Source organism: Actinoplanes sp. NPDC051405 (genome assembly GCF_055586185.1).
The window spans coordinates 209,902-230,173 of record NZ_JBVJIR010000005.1 but is presented as its reverse complement, the minus strand read 5'-3'; the positions used below and the strand labels follow the sequence as shown (position 1 = coordinate 230,173).

Genomic DNA, 20,272 nt, shown 5'->3' with positions numbered 1-20,272 from the left:
GCCGAAGACCTGCCGGGCTGCCCGGCCGTGGTGGCCGCGCCGTTCGAGGATGGAGCGTCGGCGGGCCATCCGGGCCCGCCCTGAGCCGAGGGTCCACGTCGCGCTGCTGGGCGGGGCATTGACCGGCGTGTTTCACTGGGCCGGTGAGCGCTGGATCGATGAGTGACGGGCCGCGTGACCAGGAGTCCGACGGCTACCGCACGGCCGACGAGCCGACCACCGGCCCGCCCGCCGGTGCTGTGTCCGCGTCCGCCTTCGACGCCGACACGACGTCGGAGACCCAGGCCGTGCCCCGAGCCGGGAGCGCCGGCGGAGCCGGGACCGGGAGCAGCGCTGGGACCGGGAGCGGAGCTGGGACCGGGAGCGGAGCTGGGACCGGGAGCGGCACTGGCAGCGCCGGCGGAGCTGGGACCGGGAGCGGCGCTGGCAGCGCCAGCGGAGCTGGGACCGGGGGCCGCGCTGGCAGCGCCAGCGGAGCTGGGACCGGGGGCCGCGCTGGCAGCGCCAGCGGAGCTGGGACCGGGAGCGGAGCTGGGAGCAGGAGCGACACCGGGAGCGCAAGCGGCACCGGGAGCGGGACTGGGACGAGCGGGGCCGAGCCATCCGATTCCGGTGCGGACGCCGGCCCAGGCGTTGCGTCGGCTGGACGGGACAGCCGGCCCACCGCCGGGACCAGGCCCCGGGCGAGGACGTCGGGCAGCCGCCTCAGCGCCGGGCAGCCGACCGAGGCTGAGGCCAAGGCTGAGGCCGAGACCAAGAAGCGGCGCCGGCGCCGGCTGTTCGTGGCCGGGATCGCCGTGGCCGCCGCCGTCATCGTCATCGTGCTCTGCGCCGGCGGCCTTGCCGTGCTGCGGGCCGTTTCCGGCTTCCGGGACGATGCCGCTGATGCCCGGGAGGATCGGCGGCTCCGCGACGGCGCCTGCCTAGAGCTCGAAGGCCGGCTCAACCGGCTCGTTCCGCCCGGCGCCACCACCACCCCGCAGACGCGGGCCGTCGCGGTCCGGGATGAGAACGCCGCCACCCGGATCTACGTCGGGCGGTTGGACGATCAGCGGGTCGAGGACAGCTGGCGGGAGCTGCTCGATGCGCGTACCGCCTTCGCCGAGGCGCTTGATGCGCAGGTCAAGTCCCGTACCCCCGCGTTTTTTGTCGCTCCCGCGCCCCGCGACGGGGTCTCGCTGACCGATCAGCTGGCGCGGTGGTCGCCCGCCGCCTGCGCCGGGCCGATCCGCCGGCTTGCCGCGCCCGACCTGTAGCCCGTGGTAAGCCTTCCCTTACACGGCAGGAAGCTGACCTTCGTTGTAACGTGTGCCACACATTGCGGACGCACACCCCAAACAGGCGCGCCCGCCGGCAGATGCAGGCCACTGTCAGCACCGTCAGGGAGACGTCAATGACGACGACGGCAACGAGGTCGGATCCGGGGCGCTCACGCGCTGCGATCGCGGCGAAGACGTTGCGTACGGACCGGTGGTGGTTCCCACCGCTGATCACCTTCGTGGGGTTGTCGGCGTGGGTGATCTACGCCACCGTCCGCGTGTTCATGCACAAGTGGTACTTCATCGAGGAGCACCACTACCTCACCCCGTTCTACTCACCGTGTCTGACCGATCGGTGCGTCGAGGGGTCGGCCTTGTTCGGCACCCCGCTGCCCAGCTTCTGGCTCCTGCCGGAAGCGGCGCTCACTCTGCCGTTCCTGCTGCTCTTCCGCCTCACCTGCTACTACTACCGCAAGGCCTACTACCGGGCCTTCTGGTTGTCGCCGCCGGCCTGTGCCGTCCCGGACGCGCACGAGAAGTACACCGGTGAGACGCGGTTCCCGCTGGTCTTCCAGAACCTGCACCGGTACGCGTTCTACGCCGCCGCCATCATCTCCGTCATCAACACCTGGGACGCGGTCATCGCCTTCCGGTCCGGTGACGAGTTCGGCTTCGGGCTGGGCAACGTGATCCTGGTCGGCAACGTGGTGATGCTGTGGGCGTACACGTTGTCCTGTCACTCCTGCCGGCACATCGCCGGCGGCCGGTTGAAGCACTTCTCCAAGCACCCGGTGCGGTACCGCTTCTGGACCTTCGTGTCGAAGCTCAACGCCCGGCACATGATGCTCGCGTGGATCACGCTGGGCACCCTCGCCCTGACCGACTTCTACATCATGGCGCTCGCGGCCGGCTGGTGGCCCGACCTGCGCTTCATCAACTAGAGGGCCCCCCATGACAACCCGAATCGAACGACACCACTACGACGTCGTCGTGATCGGCGCCGGCGGCGCCGGGCTGCGGGCGGCCATCGAGGCCCGGCTCGCCGGCAAGCGCACCGCGATCATCAGCAAGTCGCTGTTCGGCAAGGCGCACACGGTCATGGCCGAGGGTGGCGCGGCCGCGGCCATGGGCAACGTGAACAGCCGCGACAACTGGATGGTGCACTTCCGCGACACCATGCGCGGCGGCAAGTTCCTGAACAACTTCCGGATGGCCGAGCTGCACGCCAAGGAAGCGCCGGAGCGGATCTGGGAGCTGGAGACCTACGGTGCGCTGTTCGACCGCACCAAGGACGGCAAGATCTCCCAGCGCAACTTCGGCGGCCACGAGTACCCGCGGCTCGCGCACGTCGGCGACCGGACCGGCCTGGAGCTGATCCGCACCCTGCAGCAGAAGATCGTCTCGCTGCAGCAGGAGGACTTCGCGGAGACCGGCAACTACGATGCCAAGATCCGGGTCTTCTCCGAGACCACGATCACCGAGCTGCTGCTCGAGGGCGACCGGATCGCCGGGGCGTTCGGCTACTACCGCGAGTCCGGCGAGTTCATCCTGCTCGAGGCGCCCGCGGTCGTGCTGGCCACCGGCGGCGTCGGCCGCTCGTACAAGGTGACCTCGAACTCGTGGGAGTACACCGGGGACGGGCACGCGCTGGCCCTGCGGTCCGGCGCCACGCTGATCAACATGGAGTTCCTGCAGTTCCACCCGACCGGCATGGTGTGGCCGCCCAGCGTCAAGGGCATCCTGGTCACCGAGTCGGTCCGCGGTGACGGCGGCGTGCTCAAGAACACCGACGGCAAGCGGTTCATGTTCAACTACGTCCCCGACGTCTTCCGCAAGCAGTACGCGGAGACCGAGGAGGAGGCGGACCGCTGGTACAAGGACCCGGACAACAACCGGCGCCCGCCCGAGCTGCTGCCCCGCGACGAGGTCGCCCGGGCGATCAACAGCGAGGTCAAGGCCGGCCGGGGTACGAAGGCCGGCGGCGTCCTGCTCGACATCGCCAGCCGGCTCCCCGCCGAGGAGGTCCAGCGGCGGCTGCCGTCGATGTACCACCAGTTCAAGGAGCTGGCGGACGTCGACATCACCAAGGAGCCGATGGAGGTCGGACCGACCTGTCACTACGTGATGGGTGGCGTCGAGGTCGACCCCGACTCGGCGGCGGCGTTCGGCCGGGTCGAGGGCCTGTTCGCGGCGGGTGAGGTCTCCGGCGGCATGCACGGCTCCAACCGGCTCGGCGGCAACTCGCTCTCCGACCTGCTGGTGTTCGGCAAGCGCGCCGGTGAGCACGCGGCCGCGTACGCCGACGCGCTGGCCAAGCGGCCCAAGGTCACCACCGGTGACGTGGAGAAGGCCGTGGACGCCGCGCTGGCCCCGCTGAGCCGGGAGAACGGCGAGAACCCGTACACGTTGCAGCAGGACCTGCAGGCCGTGATGGGCGACCTGGTCGGCATCATCCGCCGCGAGGGTGAGCTGACCGACGCGCTCAAGCGGCTCCAGGAGCTGAAGCTGCGGGTGGCCAACGTCAGCGCGGCCGGCGGTCGCAAGTACAACCCGGGCTGGCACCTCGCGCTGGACCTGCGCAACATGCTCATCGTCTCCGAGTGCACCGCGAAGGCGGCGCTGGAGCGTGAGGAGTCGCGTGGCGGGCACACCCGGGAGGACTTCCCGAAGATGAGCCCGCAGTGGCGGCTCATCAACCTGGTCTGCTCCCTCGACGAGGGAGGCGACGTGCACCTGGAACGCAAGCCGGTGCCGGCGATGCGCACGGAGCTGATCCAGCTCTTCGAGCGCAGCGAGCTGAGCAAGTACATGACCGACGAAGAGCTCACGGAGGTGGAGTGATGAAGCGTCACTTTCGGGTGTGGCGGGGCGACGCGTCGGGCGGTGACCTCCAGGAGTTCGACGTCGAGGTGAACGAGGGCGAGGTCGTCCTCGACGTCATCCACCGGCTCCAGGCCACCGAGACGCCGGACCTGGCCTGCCGCTGGAACTGCAAGGCCGGCAAGTGCGGGTCCTGCTCGATGGAGATCAACGGCAAGCCCCGGCTGGGCTGCATGACACGGATGTCCACCTTCGAGGAGGACGAGACCGTCACGATCACGCCGCTGCGCACGTTCCCGATCATTCGGGACCTGGTCACCGACGTCTCGTTCAACTACGAGAAGGCCCGCGAGACGCCGGCGTTCGCGCCGCCGCCCGGGGTCAAGCCGGGCGACTACCGGATGAAGCAGATCGACGTGGAACGCTCGCAGGAGTTCCGCAAGTGCATCGAGTGCTTCCTGTGCCAGAACACCTGCCACGTGGTCCGCGACCACGAGGAGAACAAGCCGGCGTTCTCGGGTCCGCGCTACTTCATCCGCGCCGCCGAGCTGGACATGCACCCGCTCGACGACCGGACGGACCGGAAGAACTACTCCCAGGAGCACCAGGGCCTGGGCTACTGCAACATCACCAAGTGCTGCACCGAGGTCTGCCCGGAGCACATCAAGATCACGGACAACGCGATCATCCCGATGAAGGAACGGGTCGTGGACAACCGCTACGACCCGCTCGTCTGGCTGGGCCGCAAGATCTTCCGCCGGGACCAGCTCGAGAACACCCCGGCCCACGCCGGCGGCGGCCGCGGTGCCGGCGGCTCGGGCAGTTCTGGTGGCGACTCGATGGCACCGAGCAACACCGAGGGTGTCACCGGGGTGGCGTCCGGGCTCGGCCCCTCCGCCGCGCGCCTGCCGGAGGGACCGGCGGTGAACGCCGACGGCCGGCTGGACGTGGCCGAGCTGTTGTCGCACCAGGCCGGCGGACCGTCGCCGTTCGGCGACGACCAGGAGTTCCCGCTGCGCGAGGACGGCATCACCTACCGGCATCCGGAGCAGGGCAAGAGCTGAGCAGCGTCACGAACGGCCCGCCTCCCCGGCGGGCCGTTCTGCTTGTCCACCCTCGTCCGCCGCGTCGGCGAGGGCGGCCGACAACAACGCCCGCGCGGTCCAGCTCATCCGTCCGGGAATCTCCGATCGGGGCACCCCGGCGACGTCGGTGAGCCAGACGAGCGACTCGATCCCGGTAGCCGCCCTGATGGCGACGGCCAGCCGGGAAACGTCCAGGCCCGGGTAGGTGTCGCGCAGCGGGACCAGCGCGTCCTTGATCCAGCCGATGGCCCGGCCCTGCCGGAGCGCGGGCCCGTCGCCCTCAGCCGGGGCGGTCAGCGACAGCCGCAGCGCCGCACGGAGTTGCGGCTCCCATTCGAGGACGATGCGCGCGAACCCGGCCATGGTCAGGTCGAGCCGGGCAACCGGATCTTGCGGGGCGTCCGCGCTCAAGGAGCCGGCGCCGGGCGATGGGCAGCCGTTGACCGGGGAGCAGCCGCTTGGGCCGATCTCCTCATGAGGGCGGCCCCAGAAACGCCGTGACGAGCCCCGCGAACCGCTCGGGGTCGTCCAGCCACGGCTGGTGGCCCGCTCCGGGCTGCACGACCAGGGTGGCGTCCGGGAAGAGCGCGGCATATTCGGCCACCGCGGGCGGCGGGCTGTTCAGGTCGACCTCGCCGGCCAGCAGCAGCACCGGTGCCGCGAAGGTCGCCAGGGCCGCCCGGGTCGCCTCCGGCGTGAACGCGCCGTCCGCCGCGAAAGCCTCGGCGATGGTCAGGTTCGTCCGCTTGCTCAACTCCGCGTGATGCTGCCGCGCCGCCGCGTCCCAGCGGCCGTACCGCAGCGGGGTGAGGGCTTCCCAGTCGGCGTCCGTGGCCCGGCCCGCCCCGATCGCGGCCAGGGCCGCGGCGGCGGCCGGGTACCACGGCTCGTCCTTGCGGAGCTGGGCGGTCGCGCGGCGCATCTCGGCGGGAACCGGGATGCCGACGCCGATGAGGCTGGGGGTGATCAGGACCAGCTTGCTGACCGCGGCCGGGTGGCGGGTCGCGTACTGCACTGCCACGTTGGTGCCGGCGGAGTGGCCGAGCAGGTCCATCGCGCTCAGGCCGAGGTGGTCGCGCAGGGCCTCGACGTCGCCGACCTGACGGTCGCAGCGGTACGACCCGGCGTCCGCCGGGGTCGCGGACTCCCCGGTGCCGCGCGGATCGAGCAGCACCAGCCGGCGGTGCCGGTCCAGGCCGCCGAGATCACCCAGGTACGCGGCGTCCGCCATCGGACCGGGCAGGCAGACGAGCGGGTCACCTTCCCCGGCCGTGCGGTACGCGAGCCTGGTGCCGTCCGGCGCCGAGAAGGTGGGCATGGCGCGCAGCCTGGCAGCGCTGTCCACCTCCCGGAAGCGATTTAGTACGCACGTACGAACTCGCGGTAGAGTGGCGGCGTGAGCGCTTACCAGCCGTCGATGCTCGACCTCATGGCCGGCCCGTCCGCGTCCCTCGGGGCCCTGCCCGGCCGGCTGGTCCGGCACAAGCTGACCGCCGGCGCCTGGGTCGACGTGTTCCCCGGCTGGGTGCAGGCCTCCGACGCGGTCTTCGAGACCCTGCTGACCGAGGTCGACTGGCGCGCCGAGCGCCGCCCGATGTACGACGGCGTGGTCGACGTCCCCCGCCTCCTGCGCTGGTACGGCCGCGGCGAAACGCTCCCGCACCCGCTCCTGACGCAGGCCCGCGACCAGCTCTCCGCGCACTACGAGCCCGAGCTGGGCGAGGGTTTCGTGACAGCGGGCATGTGCCTCTACCGCGACGGCCGCGACAGCGTCGCCTGGCACGGCGACACCCTGGGCCGCTCCTCGCGGGAGGACACGATGGTGGCGATCGTGTCGTTCGGCTCGCCGCGCAACCTGATGCTGCGCCCCCGTGCGGGCGGCGCGGAGTCGCTGCGTTTCCCGCTGGGCCACGGTGACCTGATCGTGATGGGCGGCTCCTGCCAGCGCACCTGGGAGCACGCGATCCCGAAGACTGCGAAGCCGGTGGGTCCCCGGGTCAGCGTCCAGTTCCGCCCGATCAACGTGGCTTAGTCACAGACCGGCCACGGATCGTCGCCGGCACATCGACTTTCGGTAATGTTTCCAGGGCATTGACATGGCGTCTCAAGAACTTACACTCCAAGTGTAATAACCTCCGACCGCATGATCCTCCATCGAGGACGGTGCGGCGAACCTCAGTGCCGAGGTGACGATGACCCGACCCGCGCCCGCCACCGACCCCGATTCCCAAGGCCTCTCCCTGCACCAGATCGGCGTCCGGTTCGGCGGCCTGGTCGCTCTCGACGACGTCTCCCTGCGGGTGCCACCCGGCCGCACGGTCGGCGTCATCGGGCCCAACGGCGCGGGCAAGACCACTCTCTTCAACGTGGTCTGCGGTTTTGTCGCCCCGACCTCCGGCACCATCTCGCTCGACGGCCGTCCGCTGCGGCCCCGCCCGCACCGGCTGGCGCGGCTCGGCATCGCGCGCACGCTGCAGGGTGTCGGCCTCTTCGCCGGCCTGACGGTCCTCGAGAACGTCATGGTCGGCGCCGAACACGCGGGCCAGAGACCCGAAAGCGCGTGGGAAGCGCTCGAGCGCTGCGGTGTCGCCCCGCAGGCGCACGCACTCCCCGGCGGCCTGCCGTACGCGGTCCGCAAGCGTGTCGCTCTGGCCCGCGCCCTCGTCGCCCAGCCGCGCCTGCTGCTGCTGGACGAGCCGGCCGGCGGACTCGGCGCCGACGAGATCGCCGAGCTGGCGGAGCTGATCACCGGCCTGTCCTGCGCGGTGCTGCTGGTCGAGCACCACATGGACCTGGTCATGGCGGTCTGCGACGAGATCCTGGTGCTGGACTTCGGCAAACCGGTCGCGCACGGGACGCCGGCCGAGATCCGCACCGACGAGGCGGTCGTGGACGCCTACCTCGGGGCTGCGGCATGACCGACTGCACCGCGGCGAAGCAAGGGCCACGAGGGCATGCCAAAGGAGGCACGGCATGACCGCGCTGCTGGAGGCCGAGCAGCTCACCGTCGGGTACGGCGCCGCGCCGGTTCTGCACAATGTGGACCTGACGGTGGCCGCGGGTTCCATCACCGCCGTCCTCGGGGCCAACGGCGCCGGCAAGACGACGCTGCTGCGTACGCTGTCGGGTCTGCTCCGGCCGGCCACCGGCCGGATCGTGCTCGACGGGCAGGACCTGCGCGGGGTGAAGGTCGAGCAGATGGTGCGCCGGGGCGTGGCCCATGTGCCCGAGGGCCGCGGCGTGGTGACCGAGCTGACCGTGGACGAAAATCTGCGGCTCGGCGGTCTGTGGCGCCGCGACCGGGTGGACGCCAAGCGCGCCCTGGACGAGGTGTACGAACTGTTCGAGCCGCTGGCCCGCCGCCGCCGCTTCCCCGGCCACCAGCTCTCCGGCGGGGAGCGGCAGATGCTCGCGCTCGGCCGGGCCCTGGTCGGCCGGCCGCGCCTGCTGCTGCTGGACGAGCCGTCGCTGGGGCTGGCGCCCAAGGTGACCGCCCAGATCATGGGCCTGCTGCGCACCCTGCGGGAGCGCACCGGGCTGACCGTGCTGCTCGTCGAGCAGAACGTGCGCAGTGCCCTGTCGGTCGCCGACACGGGAATCGTGATGTCGCTGGGCCGGGTCGTCGCCAACGCGGACGCCGCCACCCTGCGCGACGACGAGGACATGCGGCACGCATACCTCGGTTTCTGATCAAGACAGGAGGGCGATGGACCGGTTCGTGTTCCTCACGTTCGACGGCCTGAGCCGGGGTGCGGTGTACGCCGCGTTCGCCCTGGCCCTGGTCCTGATCTGGCGAGCCACCCGGATCGTCAACTTCGCCCAGGGCGCGATGGCGGTCGCGACGGCGTACGTGGGCTATTCGGTGTCGGCGGCGACCGGCTCGTACTGGCTCGGGTTCGTCGTGGCGGTGCTGGGCGGGCTGCTGCTGGGTGCCGCGACCGAGCGGGTGGTGATGCGCTTCGTCGACCACTCGTCGCACCTCAACGGGGTGGTCGTGGCGCTCGGCCTGGTGCTGGTCATCCAGGGCGTGCTCGGCATGATCTACGGCAACGAGTTCCGGCCGGCCGAGGCGCCGTTCAGCCGCGAGGCCTTCACCGTGGGCGGGATCGCGCTGCTGTCGCGCTTCGACCTGTTCGTCTTCGGCGCCGTCCTGGTCGTGGTGGCCCTGCTGGCGCTGCTGTTCACCCGTACGTCCGTGGGCCTGCGGATGCGCGCCTCGGCGTTCGCACCCGACGTGTCCCGGCTGCTCGGGGTGAACGTCGGCGGCATGCTGACGCTGGGCTGGGCGCTGGCCGCGGCGGTCGGATCGCTGGCCGGCATGCTGGTGCTGCCGACCGAGCTGGGCCTGCACCCGAACGCGATGGACATCGTCTTCGTGTCGTCCTTCACCGCGGCGGTGGTCGGCGGCCTGGACAGCACGATCGGCGCGGTGGCCGGCGGGCTGATCGTCGGGTTGCTGCTCTCCTACGTCAGCGGCTACCTGGGCGCCACCGTGGCCCCGATCGCCGTGCTGGTCCTGCTGGTCGTGGTGCTGCTGGGCCGGCCCGGCGGACTGTTCTCCCGATCGGCGGCGAGAGCCGTATGAGCGTCACGCTGGCTCCGAAGGTGGACGCGACCACCCGCGTCCGCACCGTGCCCCGCAAGCATCGCCATCTGTTGTGGACGGTGGCCGCGGCCGTGCTGATCCTGGCGCTGACCTATGTGCTGCCGCCGTTCCGCAACTATCAGCTCGCGACGGTCGGGGCATACCTGTGCGTCACGGCCGGGCTGACCGTTCTCACCGGGCTCAACGGGCAGCTCTCGCTCGGGCACGGCGCGCTGATGGCCACCGGCGCCTACACGGTGGCGATGGTCCAGGAGAAGCTGGCCGGCCAAGGTCAGTGGACGCTGCTGATCGCCGTACTCGCCGGGATCGCCGTGGCCACGGTGGCCGGCGGCATCGTCGGGCTGGCCGCGGCCCGGTTGCGCGGACCCTATCTGGCCGGGCTCACGCTCGCGGTCGCTGTGGTGGTGCCGGCGATCGCCAGCACCTTCGACAAGACCTTCAACAGCGACCAGGGCCTGTCCGTGTACGTCGATCCGCCGCCGCTGGCGCTGGGCGCGACGTTCCCGTACGAGCGCTGGCAGGCGTGGCTGGCGTGGGCCGGCGCGCTGCTCACCGTGTTCCTGCTGGCGACACTGGTCCGGGGGCGGTTCGGCCGGGCGCTGCGCGCCGTACGCGATGACGAGGCCGCCGCCCGCATCGCCGGAGTGAACGTCGCCCGTACCCAGGTCCTGGCTTTTGTGGTCAGCGCGGCCTGCGCCGGCCTCGGCGGCGGGCTGTTCGCCGTGCTCGCCCAGAGCGTCTCCCCCGGCGCCTTCCCGATCTCGCTGTCGCTGTTCCTGGTGATGGCGATCGTGATCGGCGGCCTGGGCAGCCTGGCCGGCGCGGTCTGGGGCGCGGTCCTGCTGGTGGCCCTGCCCGCCCTCACCCACTCACTCACCGAACTGATCGACGTGTCGCCCGCGGTCGCCCAGCGGCTGGAGGGAAACCTGCCGCTGGCGCTGTTCGGCGTCACGTTGATCGTCGTCATGCTCGCCGCACCCGGCGGTATCGCCTCACTACGATTCAGAAGGAGAAAGGCATGAGACGTATATGGTCCGCGCTCGCCGTGACGGCCCTGGTCGCCGCCGCCGCCGGTTGCAGCGGTGACGACGGGGGCGGAGGCAGCAGCGGGGGCGGCAGCGTTCCCGGCGTCACCGCCACCGAGATCCTGGTCGGCACGCACATGCCGCTGACCGGCCCGGCCGCGGCCGGCTATTCCAAGATCGCCCCGGCCACCAAGGCCTACTTCGACTACGTGAACGCGAGCGGCGGCGTGCACGGCCGCAAGATCACGTACAAGATCATGGACGACACCTACAACCCGGCGACGACCCAGCAGGTGGTCCGCGAGCTGGTGCTGCAGGACAAGGTCTTCGCGATCCTGAACGGGCTGGGCACCCCCACGCACACCGGCGTGCTGGACTTCCTCAAGACCAACCGGGTCCCCGACCTGTTCGTGGCCTCCGGCAGCCGCAGCTGGGACCAGCCCGACAAGTATCCGGGCACCTTCGGCTTCAACGTCGACTACACCGTCGAGGGCAAGATCCTGGCCACCCACGTCAAGGCGACCCAGGCCGGCAAGAAGGTCTGCTTCCTGGGCCAGGACGACGACTTCGGCCGGGACGCGCTGGCCGGCATCGAGAAGATCCTCGGCCCGGTGGCCGCCAAGCAGTCGTACGTGACCAGCAACCCGAACGTCGGCCCGCAGATGGGCGCGCTCAAGCAGGCCGGCTGCCAGGTCGTGATGCTGGCCACCGTGCCCGGCTTCACCGCCCTCAGCCTCGGCACCGCGGCCAAGATCGCCTTCAAGCCGCAGTTCGTGGTCTCCCAGGTCGGCGCCGATCTCGGCACCCTGAGCAAGCAGCTGGGCGCGGCGGCGCCGCTGACCGAGGGCCTGATCTCGGACAACTACCTGCCGCTGAGCAACGACGAAGCCAACCCGTGGATCCAGCTCTACAAGAAGGTCAACGCGGCCCACAACGGCAACGCCGAGTTCGACAACAACGTCGTCTACGGCATGTCCGTCGGCTACCTCTTCGTGCAGAGCCTGCAGGCCGCGGGCAAGGACCTGACGCGCGAGGGGCTGATCTCGGCGATCGAGAAGAACGGCTTCCAGGGACCGGGCCTCGCGCCGCTGCGCTTCTCGGCCGACGACCATTCCGGGTACGGCGGCATGCGGCTCTCCAAGGTCGAAGGCGGCAAGCAGACCTACTTCGGCGAGCCGTTGGAGACTGACGAGGGGGACGGGCCGGTGGCTCCGTACACGACACCCCCGGCCGCCCCGCCCGCGAACGGGATCCCGGCGGCCTCCTAGCCTGCCTGTACCGGACCGGTTGCGACTCGCCGCCGACCCATGCAGGGTGGGCGGCGAGAAGGTTACTCATAAGTAGGAGGTTCTGACCGGATGACGAAGCTCAACGGCGCCGTGGCCGTCGTGACCGGGGCCAGCCGTGGAATCGGGTTCGCCATCGCCCAGCGCTTCGTCGCCGAGGGCGCCAAGGTGTGCATCACCGGCCGCGACGCCGGCGCCCTGGAGAACGCGGCGAAGGACCTCGGCGGGCCGGACGTCGCGATCGGCGTCGCCGGCAAGGGCGACGACGCCGATCATCGGGCCGCTGTCATCGACACCGTGCTGGGCGCGTTCGGGCCGGTCACCGTGCTGGTCAACAACATCGGCATCAACCCGGCGTACGGGCCGCTGGGCTCCCTCGACCTGGGGGCGGCCCGCAAGATGATCGACGTCAACGTGCTCGGCACGCTCGGCTGGGTGCAGGAGGCGCTGCGGGGCGGGCTCGCCGAGCAGGGCGGCTCGATCGTCAACATCTCGTCGGTCTCCGGCGTACGCCCGGCCCCCGGCATCGCCTTCTACGGGGTGACCAAGGCCGCGCTGATCCACCTCACCGAGGAGCTGGCCGTGGAGCTGGCCCCGAAGATCCGGGTCAACGCGGTCGCCCCGGCCGTGATCAAGACGCGCTTCGCCACCGCCCTGTACGAGGGGCGCGAGGAACAGGTCGCTGCCACGTACCCGCTGGGCCGACTCGGCGTGCCCGAGGACGTGGCCGGCACGGTCGCGTTCCTCTGCTCGGCCGACGCCGCCTGGATCACCGGCCAGACCGTGGTCATCGACGGCGGCGTCACGCTGACGGGCGCGGTGCAGTGAGCCTGCGACGCGTGGTGGTCACCGGCGCCGGCAGCGGCATCGGCGCGGCCCTGGCCCGCCGGTTCGCGGCCGACGGCGCCCGGGTGATCGTGAACGACCTGGACCCGGCCGCCGCCGAGGCCGTGGCGGCCGAGATCGGTGGTGTGGCCGTCCCGGGCGACGCGGGCAGCGAGGACGACGTGCGCCGGCTCGTCGACACGGCGTGGGCCGAGCTCGGTGGCGTGGACCTGTTCTGCGCCAACGCCGGCATCCTGACCGCCGGATCGGCCGAGGCGCCCGACGACGCCTGGCAGAAAGCCTGGCAGATCAACGTCATGTCGCACGTGTACGTGGCCCGCGCAGTGCTTCCCCGCTGGCTGGAGAACGGTGGCGGGCGGCTGCTGTTCACCGTCTCCGCGGCGGGGCTGCTGACCTTGCTCGGCAGTGCGCCGTACTCGGTCACCAAGCACGCCGCGCTGGGCTTCGCCGAGTGGCTGCGCGCCACGTACGCCCACCGCGGCATCACCGTCCAGGCACTCTGCCCGCAGGGCGTACGCACCGACATGCTCGGCAGCGGCTCGGACAGTGCCAGCCGGGCCCAGCTCGCGGCGACCGCCATGGATCCGGCCGAGGTCGCTGCCGTGGTGGCCAAGGCCCTCGAAGGCGACAGCTTCCTGGTGCTGCCCCACCCCGAGGTCGCCGAGTACTACCGGCGCCGCGCCACCGACACCGACCGCTGGCTGGCCGGGATGAACAAGATCCAGCGCGGCTTCGACACGGCGGCCACCGCATGACCGGCCCCCGCGGACTCGACCTGGACCGGCTCCGAGCCCACCTCGGCTCCGGCCCGCTGACCGCCACGATGTTCGCCGGCGGGCGGTCCAACCTCACCTACGCGGTCACCGACGGCACCGAACGCTGGGTGCTGCGCCGTCCGCCGCTGGGCCACGTACTGCCGACCGCGCACGACATGGTCCGGGAGCACCGCGTGCTGCAGGCGTTGTCGGCGGCCGGCTTCCCGGCACCCCGCCCCCTGCTGCTCTGCGAAGACCTGGACGTCATCGGCGCGCCGTTCTACCTGATGCAGCACGTCGACGGCACCATCTACCGCGATGTCGACGCGCTCGAGGCGATGGGCCCGGCGGCGATGCACACGCTGGTGCTCTCGCTGGTGGACACGCTCGCCGACCTGCACGCCCTGGATCCGGCCGAGATCGGGCTGGCCGACTTCGGCCGCCCGGAGGGCTTCAACGAGCGCCAGGTCCGCCGGTGGAAGAAGCAGCTCGACGCGTCCCGCAGCCGCGAGGTGCCGGGCATCGAGGAGCTGCACGCCCGGCTGGCCGCGGACATCCCGGACGGCGCCGGCGCGGTGGTGCACGGCGACTACCGGCTGGACAACGTGCTGATCGGCCCGCGGATGGAGATCAACGCGGTGCTCGACTGGGAGATGTCAACGCTCGGTGATCCACTCAGCGACGTGGCTCTGATGCTGGTCTACGCGGGCCGTCCACTGCTGCTCGGTGGCCGCTCGTCGATCTCCGTACCGGGGCATCCGAGCCTGGCCGAGATGGCCGACCACTATGCCAAACGCTCCGGCCGGGACGTTTCCGACCTGCACTGGTATGTGGGCTTTGCCGCGTTCAAGCTCGCCGTCATCCTCGAAGGCGTGCACTACCGCTACGTTCAGGGCCAGACGGTGGGCGAGGGTTTCGACACGGTCGGCGCGCTCGTGGCGCCGCTGGTCGCGCAAGGTCATGAGTCGCTCGACGGAACGCTGGAGGGGAACTGATGGACTTCGCGTTCGATGCCCGTACCGAGGACTACCGCAAGCGCCTGCTCGCCTTCCTCGACGAGTACGTCTATCCCGCCGAGGCCACCTTCGACGAGGAATACGCCGGCGACTGGTCCCCGCCGCCGGTCATCGCCCGGTTGCAGGCCAAGGCCCGCGAGGCCGGCCTGTGGAACCTCTTCCTGCCCGGCGAGCACGGCGCCGGCCTGACCAACCTGCAGTACGCGCCGCTGGCCGAGCTCACCGGCCGCAGCCCGGCGATCGCCCCGCCCGCGCTCAACTGCGCCGCCCCGGACACCGGCAACATGGAGGTCCTGGCCCAGTTCGGCCGCCCGGCCCAGCAGGAACGCTGGCTGCGCCCGCTGCTGGACGGCACCATCCGGTCGGCCTTCGCGATGACCGAGCCGCAGGTGGCCTCCTCGGACGCGACCAACATCGGCACCCGGATCACCCGCGACGGCGACGACTACGTGATCAACGGCCGCAAGTTCTACATCTCCGGCGCGATGAACCCGAACTGCCAGATCTTCATCGTGATGGGCAAGACCGACCCCGAGGCCGCCCGGCACGTGCAGCAGAGCATGATCCTGGTCCCCCGGGACACGCCGGGCCTGACCGTGCAGCGCGGCATGACGGTCTTCGGCTACGACGACGGCGACCACGGCGGCCACGCCGAGATGGTCTTCGACAACGTCCGGGTGCCGGCGGAAAACCTGATCGGCGAAGAAGGCTCGGGCTTCGCCATCTCCCAGGCCCGGCTGGGCCCCGGCCGGATCCACCACTGCATGCGCCTGATCGGAATGGCCGAACGCGCCCTGGAGCTGATGTGCCGCCGGGCGCTGACCCGGACCCCGTTCGGCAAGCCCCTGGCCGAGCAGGGCGTCGTACAGGAATGGATCGCGGAATCCCGGGTCCGCATCGAGCAGGCCCGGCTGCTGGTCCTGAAGGCGGCGTGGCTGATGGACACGGTCGGCAACAAGGGCGCGCACACCGAGATCCAGGCCATCAAAATCATCGTGCCCGGCACCACCGAATGGATCATCGACAAGGCCATCCAGGCCCACGGCGCCGCGGGCGTCGGCCAGGACACCCCCCTCGCCCGCCTGTGGGCGCAGTCCCGCACCCTGCGACTCGCGGACGGCCCCGACGAGGTGCACAAGCGCTCGCTGGCCCGCCGCGAACTCAACCGCTATCGGAGCGCCTGATGCCGGCCGCCTCACCCCGCCCACCCCAGCGCATCGACGGCCGTACGGCCCGCTCGGAACGCACCCGCAACGCCATCGTGGAGGCTCACGTGGCGCTGATCCTCGGGGGAGATCTGCGCCCGACCGCGGACCGCATCGCCAAGCAAGCGGGGGTGTCCCTGCGGGCGCTGTGGAGCCACTTCGCGGACATGGAGGCTCTGTTCGCAGCCAGCGGCGAGCGGATTCTGGAGCAGCGCGACGAGGCGCACCAGGCGGTGCCGACTGACCTGCCGCTGGCGGCGCGCATCGAGGCGTACTGCCAGCAGCGGGCCCGGCTCCTGGAACACATCGCCCCGGCAGCGAAGGCATCGGCGCTGAAAGAGCCGTTCTCCCCGGCGCTGCAGAGCTACCGGCGCAGCCACACGGAACGGGTCCGGACCGAGCTGAAGATCCTGTTCGCCCGGGAAATCGACGGCGACGAGACGCTGCTGGCGGCTCTGACGGCAACAAGCATGTGGCCGACTTGGGGCACACTGCGGGATGCACTGGGCCTCGAACCTGACGCGGCAAGGCTCGTCCTGACCCGCGCAGTGACGGCGCTGCTGACCGCTGCCCCCTGACTGCGGTCTATCGACCCGCCACCCCGACCGTCGGTCCCCTGACGCCCTCATGACCGCCCTTGGTCGACCGCCCCCTGACTGCCTTCCGTGAGCGCCCTCCCCTTTGATCGCCGGACCCTGACCGCTCTCCGGCTTTCCCGCTGACCTCCTGCCGCCCTACCCGGGGCTCCCCCTGCCGCCTGAGCGTCCCGGTCTTCGCTCCCCATGTTCTCCGGCTCCTTCCTTGACTCCCAACGGGCCTTCCCGTGGCGTCCCACCGGCCGTCCCGTGGCGTCCCCGGGCCTCCCGCATCTACCGCGACGCCTTCTGCGCGCCTCGCGCGGCCTGCCCTGCCTTCGGCGCCGGCTTCCGCGCGTCTCCCCCGCAGCCTTGCGCGCCGGCTTCCCCGCGGCCCTCCGCGCACCTTCTGCGGTCTCCCCGCGCCTCCCGCGCTGCCTTTCGCATCCCCCAGGCACCCCGCGCATCCCCCAGGCGCCTCCCGCGCCGCCTTCCGCGCGCCTCCCGCGCCGCCTTCCGCGCACCTCCCGCGCGGTCCTCCGCGCAGCCTTCCGCGCACCCCCTGCGGTCTCCCCACGCCTCCCGCGTCGCCTTTCGCATCCCCCAGGCGCCTCCCGCGCAGCCTTCCGCGCGGTCCTCCGCGCACTCCCTGCGGTCTCCCCCACGCCTCCCGCGCCGCCTTCCGCAGCCTCCCGCGCGGTCCTCCGCGCAGCCTTCCGCGCACCTCCCGCGCCGCCTTCCGCGACCTCCCGCGCGGTCCTCCGCGCACCCTTCCGCGCACCCCCTGCGGTCTCCCCACGGCCTCCCGCGCCGCCTTCCGCGGCCTCCCGCGCGGTCCTCCGCGCACCCTTCCGCGCACCCCCTGCGGTCTCCCCACGCCTCCCGCGCCGCCTTCCGCGACCTCCCGCGCGGTCCTCCGCGCAGCCTTCGCGCACCTCCCGCGCGGCCCTCCGCGCAGCCTTCGCGCACCTCCCGCGCGGCCCTCCGCGCAGCCTTCGCGCACCTCCCGCGCGGCCCTCCGCGCACCCCCTGCGATCTCCCCACGCCTCCCGCGCCGCCTTCCGCGACCTCCCGCGCGGTCCTCCGCGCAGCCTCCCGCGCAGCCCTCCGCGCACCTCCTGTGACCTCCCCACACCTACTCACCCGACGCCCCATTCCCCGTCCCCCCGGGATACCGCAGCCTCGCGCCACCAGAGGCCCCGGCGACACGCGAGAAAATCTATCCGTGGAGAACTAGATTTCTTGGGCGATGGCGGCTAACGTATTGGTTGTCGAAACGAGAACGTCAAGACGCGGACGTACCCGCCCGGCCGTGAGGTCACGACGGGCGCAGCACCAGGAAGTAAGCAGTACCCACGCCTAAGCGGCGGGGTCTGCGGATCCGTCGCACGTGGCAGGGCCAAGAAGTTTGCGTGGGGCTCCACCACCGGCGGGGAAGTGCGCAGTACGCATCACGTCAGAGCAAGTGGAACGCAGAGGAAAGGGAGGGTTGACGCACCGTTGGATCGCCCGCTCCGACCGCTCTACCGGGTCGAGTGGACACCGCAGTTTCCATCGAACGAGAGGTGGTCTCCGGTCACGCTTACGCGATCCTCGCACCCGAAACCGTTACACACGGCTGGTGCGGATTAGACAAACCGACGCGACTGTCGGCAGATGGTGTTCTAAAACCCGATAACCCTGGGCCCCGGCGCGATCAGCGCCGGGGCCCTCGACACGGAGGTGACATGGCCCAACCCGACGACATGTTCGGTGACGAGGACTACCCCGCCTACACGATGGGCCGAGCCGCGGAAATCGTCGGCGTATCCCAGGACTTCCTGCGGAGGCTCGGCGACGCGAAGCTGATCGACCCGTTCCGCTCCCCCGGCGGACACCGGCGCTACTCCCGCTACCAGCTGAGGCTGGCGGCCCGCGCCAAGGAGATGGTGGACGAAGGCACGGCCCTGGAGGCGGCGTGCCGGATCATCATCCTGCAGGACCAGCTCGAAGAAGCGCTCCGGGTGAACGAGTCCCTGCGCAGAAACGAGAACAGCAACGCCAAATGACCACCCGCCGCCCCCGGCACGCGGTCCCGCCCATCACCGGGCCGGGGCCGTTCGTCATCCCAGAGGGCCACCTTCCGGCTCTGCTACATGCGCCCAAGGCAGCGGGCCATGCCGGAAACGATCCGCCGGTCGTTCGCACTAGCTCAGTGACATACACGATCGTCGACCTCCTCGGAGTTGACCATTCCTCGGAGTTGACCATTCCTCGGAGTTGACACTTCCTCGGAGTTGACCATGACGGAGCCGATCGGCCCGGCCACCGCACGCCTACGCCTGCACACCTATCTGCGCGAGCGCCGGGAGGCGCAAGGCCACACGGCGTCAGCCGTGGCCAAGAAGATGCGGTGGTCGCAGAGCAAGCTGAACCGCATCGAAAGTGGCGTGGTGACGATCCAGCCGATCGAAGTCAAGGCGCTCCTGGAGTTCTACGACGTCCGGGACCCCGCCGAGGTCGAGCAGCTGATGTCCCTTTCCGTGATCTCACGCGAACGCCGGTGGTGGCGCGAGGAGAACCTCTCGCAGGAGTTCAAGGACTTCGTCGCCTTCGAAAGGGAGGCATCCGGCCTGTACGGCTACTACGCCCTGTTCATTCCGAGCCTGCTGCAGACCCCGGCGTACGCGAAGGCCCTCAGCTCGGCGGCGACCGACGGAACGGTAGCCGACTCGACCGGGATGAGTCTGACCGAGGTACGCCGCAAGCGCCAAGAGACCCTGTTCGACCGGCTCGACGGCAGCCTGCCCCCGACGCTCAACATAGCGATCGACGAAACAGCGCTGCTTCGCCCGGTCGGCGGTCCGGAAACCATGGCGGCTCAGCTGGACCACCTGCTCGCTGTGGCCGAGCGCAAGTCAGTGCAGATAACCGTGGTGCCGCTCGAACTCGGCGCCCACGGCGGTCTGGACGGACCGTTCGAATTGCTGGAGTTCGCCGGCGAGGTCAACGACGTAGTTTTCCTCGGAAACGCGGCAGACGACTTCCTGATCACCGACAAGGCCAGGACCGAGATCTTCCGAAGAATCATGGACGACCTGCTCACCTCGGGACTCTCCGGCAAGCACGCCATCGAGGCAATCAGCAGGGCCCGTCGGCGGTTGAGGGCCTGACCGAGAAGGACGGCACCATCCGTCGGATCCGCGACTCGCTGTCCTAGAAAACGACGACCGAACGGGCACCCTCGCCACGGGCCATCCGATCGAAGGCCGCCGGAACGCCGGTGAGCGGGATGCGGTCGGTGATCAGGTGGTCGAGCTTCAGCGCGCCCGAGAGCACGTCCTGCGCCAGCGCCGGCACCTCGATGTCCGGGTCCGACGAGCCGTAGACCGAGGCCCGCAGCGTACGGGCGCTGGAGAAGATGTCCAGCGCGCTCAGCTCCACCATGTCGTCCGCGCGGCCCATGCCCACCACCGTCACCTGGCCGCCGCGGCGGGTCGCCCGCCACGCCGCCCGGATGGTCGCCGCCCGGCCCACGCATTCGAAGGCGTGGTCCGCGCCCAGCCGATCCGTGCGCGACCGGATGTCCTTGGACAGATTGTCCGAGGAGACCACGAAGTCGGTCGCTCCCGCAGCCTCCGCGAGCGCCTTCTTGGCCTCCGACACGTCCACCGCGATGACTGTCGCGGCGCCGGGGGGGGGGGGGGGGGGGGGGGAGGGGAGGGGGGGGCCGGCGGGGGGGGGGGGGGGGAACGGATTCAGGGAGGAGCCATGGTGAGTTTGCTGCTGGTTGGTGCTGTTGGGGCGTGTCTGGT

Annotated in this window: 19 protein-coding genes and 1 pseudogene; 17 read left to right on the top strand and 3 right to left on the bottom strand. The window is 70.9% G+C overall.

Annotated elements, in window-relative coordinates; genetic code table 11:
• Positions 1-782 precede the first annotated feature (782 nt).
• The 4 genes from ACZ6S4_RS13760 (at position 783) to ACZ6S4_RS13745 (ending at position 5,143) form a co-directional block, all read left to right on the top strand.
• Positions 783-1,256: a hypothetical protein gene (locus ACZ6S4_RS13760; protein ID WP_465475250.1), complete on the top strand. Its 474-nt coding sequence runs from the start codon at positions 783-785 to the stop codon at positions 1,254-1,256.
• A 137-nt stretch (positions 1,257-1,393) separates the two neighbouring features.
• Positions 1,394-2,200, top strand: coding sequence for a hypothetical protein (locus tag ACZ6S4_RS13755; RefSeq protein WP_465475249.1), 807 nt, complete (start codon positions 1,394-1,396; stop codon positions 2,198-2,200).
• Between the two features lie 10 nt (positions 2,201-2,210).
• Positions 2,211-4,100: a fumarate reductase/succinate dehydrogenase flavoprotein subunit gene (locus ACZ6S4_RS13750; protein ID WP_465475248.1), complete on the top strand. Its 1,890-nt coding sequence runs from the start codon at positions 2,211-2,213 to the stop codon at positions 4,098-4,100.
• Positions 4,100-5,143, top strand: a complete 1,044-nt coding sequence (locus ACZ6S4_RS13745; RefSeq protein ID WP_465475247.1) for a succinate dehydrogenase/fumarate reductase iron-sulfur subunit — start codon at positions 4,100-4,102, stop codon at positions 5,141-5,143. Before ACZ6S4_RS13750 ends, ACZ6S4_RS13745 begins: the two co-directional genes overlap by 1 nt.
• Positions 5,144-5,149: 6 nt before the next feature.
• Here ACZ6S4_RS13745 and ACZ6S4_RS13740 read toward each other — a convergent pair whose 3' ends face one another.
• Both ACZ6S4_RS13740 and ACZ6S4_RS13735 read right to left on the bottom strand, forming a co-directional pair.
• Positions 5,150-5,575 (bottom strand): hypothetical protein, encoded by a 426-nt coding sequence (locus ACZ6S4_RS13740; protein ID WP_465475246.1) that lies wholly within the window; start codon positions 5,573-5,575, stop codon positions 5,150-5,152.
• A 61-nt stretch (positions 5,576-5,636) separates the two neighbouring features.
• On the bottom strand, positions 5,637-6,482 hold the full coding sequence (locus tag ACZ6S4_RS13735; RefSeq protein WP_465475245.1) for an alpha/beta fold hydrolase: 846 nt from the start codon (positions 6,480-6,482) through the stop codon (positions 5,637-5,639).
• A 99-nt stretch (positions 6,483-6,581) separates the two neighbouring features.
• On the opposite strand from ACZ6S4_RS13735, the gene ACZ6S4_RS13730 reads away from it, so the two are divergent.
• The 13 genes from ACZ6S4_RS13730 to ACZ6S4_RS13670 all read left to right on the top strand — a co-directional run bounded on the left by ACZ6S4_RS13730 (position 6,582) and on the right by ACZ6S4_RS13670 (position 19,630).
• Complete coding sequence (locus tag ACZ6S4_RS13730; RefSeq protein ID WP_465475401.1) at positions 6,582-7,196, top strand: alpha-ketoglutarate-dependent dioxygenase AlkB; 615 nt, start codon at positions 6,582-6,584, stop codon at positions 7,194-7,196.
• Positions 7,197-7,356: 160 nt separating this feature from the next.
• The gene (locus ACZ6S4_RS13725; RefSeq protein WP_465475244.1) at positions 7,357-8,082 is read left to right on the top strand and encodes an ABC transporter ATP-binding protein; all 726 of its coding nucleotides are present in this window, start codon (positions 7,357-7,359) and stop codon (positions 8,080-8,082) included.
• A 55-nt stretch (positions 8,083-8,137) separates the two neighbouring features.
• Positions 8,138-8,854: an ABC transporter ATP-binding protein gene (locus tag ACZ6S4_RS13720; protein WP_465475243.1), complete on the top strand. Its 717-nt coding sequence runs from the start codon at positions 8,138-8,140 to the stop codon at positions 8,852-8,854.
• Positions 8,855-8,870: 16 nt separating this feature from the next.
• On the top strand, positions 8,871-9,749 hold the full coding sequence (locus ACZ6S4_RS13715; RefSeq protein WP_465475242.1) for a branched-chain amino acid ABC transporter permease: 879 nt from the start codon (positions 8,871-8,873) through the stop codon (positions 9,747-9,749).
• The gene (locus tag ACZ6S4_RS13710; RefSeq protein WP_465475241.1) at positions 9,746-10,792 is read left to right on the top strand and encodes a branched-chain amino acid ABC transporter permease; all 1,047 of its coding nucleotides are present in this window, start codon (positions 9,746-9,748) and stop codon (positions 10,790-10,792) included. Before ACZ6S4_RS13715 ends, ACZ6S4_RS13710 begins: the two co-directional genes overlap by 4 nt.
• Positions 10,789-12,063: an ABC transporter substrate-binding protein gene (locus tag ACZ6S4_RS13705; RefSeq protein ID WP_465475240.1), complete on the top strand. Its 1,275-nt coding sequence runs from the start codon at positions 10,789-10,791 to the stop codon at positions 12,061-12,063. Before ACZ6S4_RS13710 ends, ACZ6S4_RS13705 begins: the two co-directional genes overlap by 4 nt.
• A 90-nt stretch (positions 12,064-12,153) precedes the next feature.
• Positions 12,154-12,909: an SDR family oxidoreductase gene (locus ACZ6S4_RS13700; RefSeq protein ID WP_360816707.1), complete on the top strand. Its 756-nt coding sequence runs from the start codon at positions 12,154-12,156 to the stop codon at positions 12,907-12,909.
• Between the two features lie 2 nt (positions 12,910-12,911).
• Positions 12,912-13,682 (top strand): SDR family oxidoreductase, encoded by a 771-nt coding sequence (locus ACZ6S4_RS13695; RefSeq protein WP_465475400.1) that lies wholly within the window; start codon positions 12,912-12,914, stop codon positions 13,680-13,682.
• Positions 13,679-14,677, top strand: a complete 999-nt coding sequence (locus ACZ6S4_RS13690; RefSeq protein ID WP_465475239.1) for a phosphotransferase family protein — start codon at positions 13,679-13,681, stop codon at positions 14,675-14,677. The genes ACZ6S4_RS13695 and ACZ6S4_RS13690 overlap by 4 nt, the downstream gene beginning before the upstream one ends.
• Positions 14,677-15,882: an acyl-CoA dehydrogenase family protein gene (locus ACZ6S4_RS13685; protein WP_465475238.1), complete on the top strand. Its 1,206-nt coding sequence runs from the start codon at positions 14,677-14,679 to the stop codon at positions 15,880-15,882. The genes ACZ6S4_RS13690 and ACZ6S4_RS13685 overlap by 1 nt, the downstream gene beginning before the upstream one ends.
• On the top strand, positions 15,882-16,481 hold the full coding sequence (locus ACZ6S4_RS13680) for a TetR/AcrR family transcriptional regulator (RefSeq protein ID WP_465475237.1): 600 nt from the start codon (positions 15,882-15,884) through the stop codon (positions 16,479-16,481). Before ACZ6S4_RS13685 ends, ACZ6S4_RS13680 begins: the two co-directional genes overlap by 1 nt.
• A 1,724-nt stretch (positions 16,482-18,205) precedes the next feature.
• Positions 18,206-18,526, top strand: a complete 321-nt coding sequence (locus ACZ6S4_RS13675; protein WP_465475236.1) for a MerR family transcriptional regulator — start codon at positions 18,206-18,208, stop codon at positions 18,524-18,526.
• 234 nt (positions 18,527-18,760) lie between these two features.
• Positions 18,761-19,630 (top strand): helix-turn-helix domain-containing protein, encoded by an 870-nt coding sequence (locus ACZ6S4_RS13670; protein ID WP_465475235.1) that lies wholly within the window; start codon positions 18,761-18,763, stop codon positions 19,628-19,630.
• A 43-nt stretch (positions 19,631-19,673) separates the two neighbouring features.
• Here the strand turns inward: ACZ6S4_RS13670 and ACZ6S4_RS13665 are convergent.
• Positions 19,674-20,150 (bottom strand): annotated as a pseudogene (locus tag ACZ6S4_RS13665) (zinc-binding dehydrogenase); the annotation flags it as partial.
• Positions 20,151-20,272: the final 122 nt, after the last annotated feature.